The sequence below is a fragment of the Marseilla massiliensis genome (genome assembly GCF_016899855.1).
Classification (GTDB): Bacteria; Bacteroidota; Bacteroidia; order Bacteroidales; family Bacteroidaceae; genus Prevotella.
In genome coordinates this window covers 1-5,374 of record NZ_JACJJG010000149.1, presented here as the reverse complement: position 1 = coordinate 5,374, position 5,374 = coordinate 1, and the positions used below count along the sequence as shown (strand labels likewise).

At 52.6% G+C, this 5,374-nt stretch carries 3 protein-coding genes and 1 pseudogene; 2 read left to right on the top strand and 2 right to left on the bottom strand.

Going from position 1 to position 5,374, the window contains the following annotated elements; translation table 11 throughout:
- Positions 1-192 (top strand): hypothetical protein (locus H6A34_RS13585; protein WP_205105955.1); only part of this gene is annotated, 192 nt, incomplete at its 5' end.
- A 106-nt stretch (positions 193-298) separates the two neighbouring features.
- On the opposite strand, the gene H6A34_RS13580 is transcribed toward H6A34_RS13585, so the two are convergent.
- Together H6A34_RS13580 and H6A34_RS13575 are read right to left on the bottom strand one after the other, a co-directional pair.
- A complete protein-coding gene (locus H6A34_RS13580; RefSeq protein WP_205105954.1) occupies positions 299-2,818 on the bottom strand; it encodes a TonB-dependent receptor in 2,520 nt (839 codons plus the stop codon).
- 84 nt (positions 2,819-2,902) lie between these two features.
- Positions 2,903-4,240 (bottom strand): MATE family efflux transporter, encoded by a 1,338-nt coding sequence (locus H6A34_RS13575; RefSeq protein ID WP_205105953.1) that lies wholly within the window; start codon positions 4,238-4,240, stop codon positions 2,903-2,905.
- A 283-nt stretch (positions 4,241-4,523) separates the two neighbouring features.
- Here H6A34_RS13575 and H6A34_RS13570 point away from each other — a divergent pair.
- Positions 4,524-5,321 (top strand): annotated as a pseudogene (locus H6A34_RS13570) (MATE family efflux transporter); the annotation flags it as partial.
- Between the last annotated feature and the right edge of the window lie 53 nt (positions 5,322-5,374).

The window sequence follows — 5,374 nt, the reverse complement described above, 5'->3', positions numbered from 1 at the left end:
ATCCAACAAAACTGCGGAAGAACCATATTCCATGAGACATGGGAGCATGGAGTCTGCGTGTCGTCGGATATCTTTGACGTTACTACCGGTGATAAGACGACAGGTAAAGGACGCCTTCCGGATGTTATCCTTAGCGTTGTCTACAGTGAGTGCAAGCCGCTTGAGCATATATTGAGGAAAGGAACAAAATAATTAAGAATTAAGAGTCGGAAAATTAAGAATTAAGAGTTAAGAATTAAGAAAGACACCTTCGTTGCGACAAGGCATATTTTCTTAATTCTTAACTCTTAATTCTTAATTATTTAGAGCCTTCGTTTCCGCCTCCGCTTTTTACGTCGTCATTGTTTATCGTGCGCTCGGCTTTCTTGACGGAGGCTTTCAGTTCGCCGATGCGGAAGCTTACGCTGACACCGAAACGCTGCTGGTTGAACCTACTCCAGGAGTTCTGCGTGAAGCCTGTGCTTGCCGTAGTGTTTTCGTATACCATGTATTTCTTGAAGAAGTTGCTGGCATAGGCCGACACGGTAAGCCGCTGTTTGAAGAACTGCTTGGTAACGTTCAACGAGTAACCGAAGAAGCCGCTGCCCTTGCCTTGCAGCGATACCCACGGCGTCTGTCCCCATGCGTTGAGACTGATGCGCCAGTCTTTGGGCAGAGTCTGCTGCACTCCGCCCGACGCAAACATGTTCCAGCCGTGGTTGCTAAGGCTGCCGCCGTCAGAAAGATACGTCCATCCGCCGTACATGTTGACGTAAATGCGCGTCGAGGTGAACGGGTTGTAGTTGGCGTATGCGCTCAGATTGGCCGAGCGGGTCTTGCCAATGTTGCGGTAAGTGGTGTACAGCACGCTCTTGCCCGTAGGGTTCTGAAGGTCTGCAATGTCGTTGTCGCTGACGAGGGATGACACGCTTTCGATGCTGTTGTTCGTGAAACTGTAGCGCAGTGATAGGTTGACGCTCAGTTTGTTCGTGAAACTGTTGTAGCCGAGAGAGAACGAATGGCTCTTCTCGCTGACGAGGTTCGGGTTGCCCTGGCTTATGCTTGATGGGTTGGAATCGTCGAGATAGGGGTTAAGGTACCATATTCCAGGGCGGTATATACGCATGTTGTATCCTAAGCGAAGGTTCTGCGTGTCCGTCAGGCGGTAGCCGATTGAGGCCGAAGGAACGAAGTCGTTGAAGTGCATGCGGAAGTCGTCACCACGGCCGAGCAGGTATTCTACGTCCTGTATGGTATGCTCGTAGCGCAGGCCGAGCCTTCCGGACAGCTTCTTCCACTTGATACCGTAGCCCAGATATGTGGCCATGATGTCGTTGTTGTGCCTGTAATGCGAGCTGTGTTCCTCGTCAAACTCATATTCTCCGTTGTCCGCCGCGGCGGCGGTATAGCGGTCGTTTTCCGATGAATTGTTGCGGAGAATATACTTGGTGCCTGCCTCTATGGTGTGGAGTTTGCCTATCGGGGTGGTGTAATCAACCTGAAACGTGTGTTCCGTAGTGCGTTGCGAGCCGTCGTTGTGCTGGTTTTCGAGTCGACGGATATAGTCTTGCCAGTCTATGGCGGCGCTCATGTCGTTATAGTCGGTGTACGAGTCGCTGGTTTCCGGGTCGGTACTGATTCGGTAAGAGAATGTCAGCATGCGGTCTTTTACCTTGAAAAGGCGCTGGTAGTCGACGCTTCCTTCTATCGAGAACCATGAGTTCTTGCTGTGCGACGGCATGTTGTAGCTATATAGCTCGTCGCCGTTTGCAGGGCTTGTGCCGATTATTGACGAGGCGCCTCGGCTCTTGTAGTTGTTGCCCCACAGGCCGAACGAGGCAGTGACGAGGTTCAACGTGTCTATTTCATAGCTTGCCTCGAGGCTGCCTGACTGGAAGTTGCTGCTTGATTTGCTGCTCCCGTCCTGCGCGATGTTTGCCGAGCTGGCCGACATTTCGTCGTCCGTTGCGGTCAGGGTGCTGCCCGAATAGCTGCGTGGCTGGTCGTTGTAGTTGTAGTTATAGCGTGCGCTGACTGTAAGCTTGCCGCTCTTTACCGTGCCGAACACGCCTCCGCCTGCGCCACGGTTGCTTGCGTTGGCGCTGAATGTGGCGGTGTATCCCTCGAAGCCTGAGCCTACGGTGATGATGTTGAGAATGCCGCCTACGCCTTCGGCGTCATACTTCGGGCCGGGATTGGTTATCACTTCAATCTTTTTTATAGTGTTGGCGGGCATGCTCTTGAGCACCTCCGACGGGTTGTTTGACATCATGTTGTTCGGCCGTCCGTTGACATATACCTTGAAAGACGAGCTGCCGTTCACTTTGATATTGTCCTCTCCGTCTACCGTTACCATAGGAACTTTACGCAGCATTTCGAGTATCGTGTTCGACTTTGAGTCGGGATCGCTCTCAATGTCGTACTCCAGTTTGTCGATGTCGGCCTTCACCAGCGGTTTCTGGGCCACTACCTCTACGCCTGAAAGCTCGTTTCTGTCGTCCTTTATTAGTATCGTTCCGAGGTCAATTGCGCGTCCGTTGCCGTTTGTGTCGATGTCTTTCACTATGTCGGCACGTCCCATCGAACTTATGGTCAGCACGTATTTGCCTTTGGCCGGGGCTGTGATGGTAAATCGTCCGGCCTTGTCCGTAACGGCCATTTTTACCGCTTCGGCCAGTTTGCCTGGTTTTGTCAGGCGTACGGTTGCATAAGGTTCGCCTTCGCTTGTCAGTGAGTCGACAACCGTTCCCTTAATTGTGAAAGAGCTTCCGGCCGTCTGGCTAAGTCCGTATTGCAACGCTGTGACGGCCAGGAGCATTGCCAATATAATCCTTTTCATGTCGTTTTGTTTTGTGTGATGTATTAGAACGTTATATACGGGATACGCTGAAGGTTGTTGATTGTGAACGGGAAATTTAATGATTTAATGTTTCTTAACTTTTGTGCGGGCATAATATACAATGCCGACAGCGTCGGCCACGAACCATCCTATCGGCACGGCCCACCATATTCCGTACACACCGATTCCGGGCATGGCCGCCAGCCAATAGGCCAAGGCTACCCTGAGCCCGAGTGACAGCACGGTGAGCACTACCGACATTGCCGGCATGCGCACGGCGCGATAGTATCCGTACAGAAGGAACAGCAAGCCTATCAGCGCGTAGAACGAGCCTTCAATCCTAAGATATTCGGCCCCCACGGTGATTATTTCGTCCTCGCCGCCGCTGACGAACATCATCATCAGTTCTTCGGCGAAGATGAACACGGCGGCAGATACAACGACGGAGAATGCCGTCGAGACGCCTATTGCCACTTTTACCCCTCGCCGTATGCGGTCGTGCTGGCCAGCTCCGAAGTTTTGGGCGATGAACGTTGAGAAGGCGTTGCCGAACTCCTGTACCGGCATATAGGCGAAAGAGTCAATCTTTACGGCCGCAGCGAATGCCGCCATGACATGCATTCCGAAGCTGTTGACGAGGCCTTGCACCATCAGTATGCCGAAGTTCATTACCGACTGTTGTACGCTCGTAAGCATTGAGAACTGCGTTATTTCGCCCAGGATAGAGCGCTTTATGTGTATGTCAGCACGCCTTATTCGCAGCTCGGGGCGAAGCCTGAGGGTGTAGGCCATTATCCCGAGGCCTGATACCGCTTGCGAAATGACCGTGGCCCAGGCCGCGCCGGCCACTCCCCAGTCGAAAGTGAGGATGAAAACAAGGTCGAGCACGATGTTGAGCACTGCCGAGACGGCAAGAAACCATAGTGGAGTAACCGAGTCGCCCAACGCTCTCAGCATTGATGCGTAGAAGTTGTAAAGGAATGTAAAGACGATACCGCAATAGATGATGAGCAGGTACGTGCTCATCAGCGGGTACACGTCGGCCGGCACCTGGAGCAGTCTAAGTATCGGGTCGTTAAGCAGGAAGCAGGCGGCGGTAAGCCCAATGGTGGCCAAGCCGATTACAATGAGCGAGGCGCCTATGCTCTTGCGCATGCCGTCATGGTCGCCGGCGCCGAACTTCAGCGATACTACGGTGCCGCTGCCCATGCTCAGTCCGAGTAGTATCGACGTTATGAACACCATCAATGTGTATGCAGACCCTACGGCGGCGAGGGCTTCCGGCCCAACGAAACGTCCCACGATGAGCGTGTCGGCCACGTTGTAGCATTGCTGAAGCATGGCTCCTGCAATCATCGGTAGCGTGAAACGTAGCAGTGTGCCGGTTATTCCGCCTTGAGTAAGGTCGCCTTTTGTGTGCATTGCATGTATTAAAAAACGAATGCAAATATACTCAAAAGAATGCAAACGGAGCATATTCCGCAGTCTGTTTTTACGTAGATGGTTCCTATGTAGTTGCCCGATTGTCGGGCATGGCGTGGATAGCCGTTTTGCGAAAGGCCGTCTTTCAGCTTGCGAAAGGTGCTCTTTTGTCATGTAAAAGGCGGTCTTTCAGAAGCCGAAAGACGGCCTTTCGCAAATCAACTTATTTCGCGCCGTCAGCAGGTTATTGGAAAATAATCATTACCTTTGCGCCCTGACAGGTATGAATAGGATAAACAAGCAGATTCTTCACATTGCCCTCCCGTCGATAGTCAGCAACATTACAGTGCCCCTGCTGGGGCTTGTCGACGTCGCAATAGTAGGCCATCTGGGTTCCGCCGCATACATTGCGGCCATTGCCGTAGGTGGTATGACGTTTAATGTTGTCTATTGGATATTCGGTTTCCTTCGTATGGGTACAAGCGGCATGACGTCTCAGGCGCTCGGGCGTCGCGACCTTGGCGAGACCGTTCGCATGCTCGTGCGTTCATTGGGCATAGCTTTTGCCATAGCGTTTGCGCTCGTCGCCCTGCAGACGGTACTGCTAAGGGCGTCGCTTTTTATGATGAAGCCAACGCCTGAGGTGGCCTCGCTCGTGTCCGCCTATTTCTCTATACTTATATGGGGAGCGCCTGCCATGCTCGGGCTGTTCAGCCTTTCAGGGTGGTTTATCGGTATGCAGAACTCCCGCATACCTATGGCGGTCGCCATTGTGCAGAATGTTGTCAACATAGCAGCCAGCACGTTGCTCGTCTTCGGATTCGGCTTGAAGGTCGAGGGTGTGGCTTTCGGTACGCTTACGGCCCAGTATGCGGGTTTCGCCATGGCAATAATCTTGTGCGCGAAGCACTATCGGCGTCTGAAGAATCACTACACTTCGCGCGGACTGTGGTGCCGTAAGGCCATGGCGCATTTCTTCAGTGTCAACCGTGACATATTCCTCCGCACGCTTTGTATGGTATCGGTCATGCTGTTCTTCACCTCGGCCGGCTCGTGGCAGGGCGCAAAGGTAATGATTATTTTCCAATAACCTGCTGACGGCGCGAAATAAGTTGATTTGCGAAAGGCCGTCTT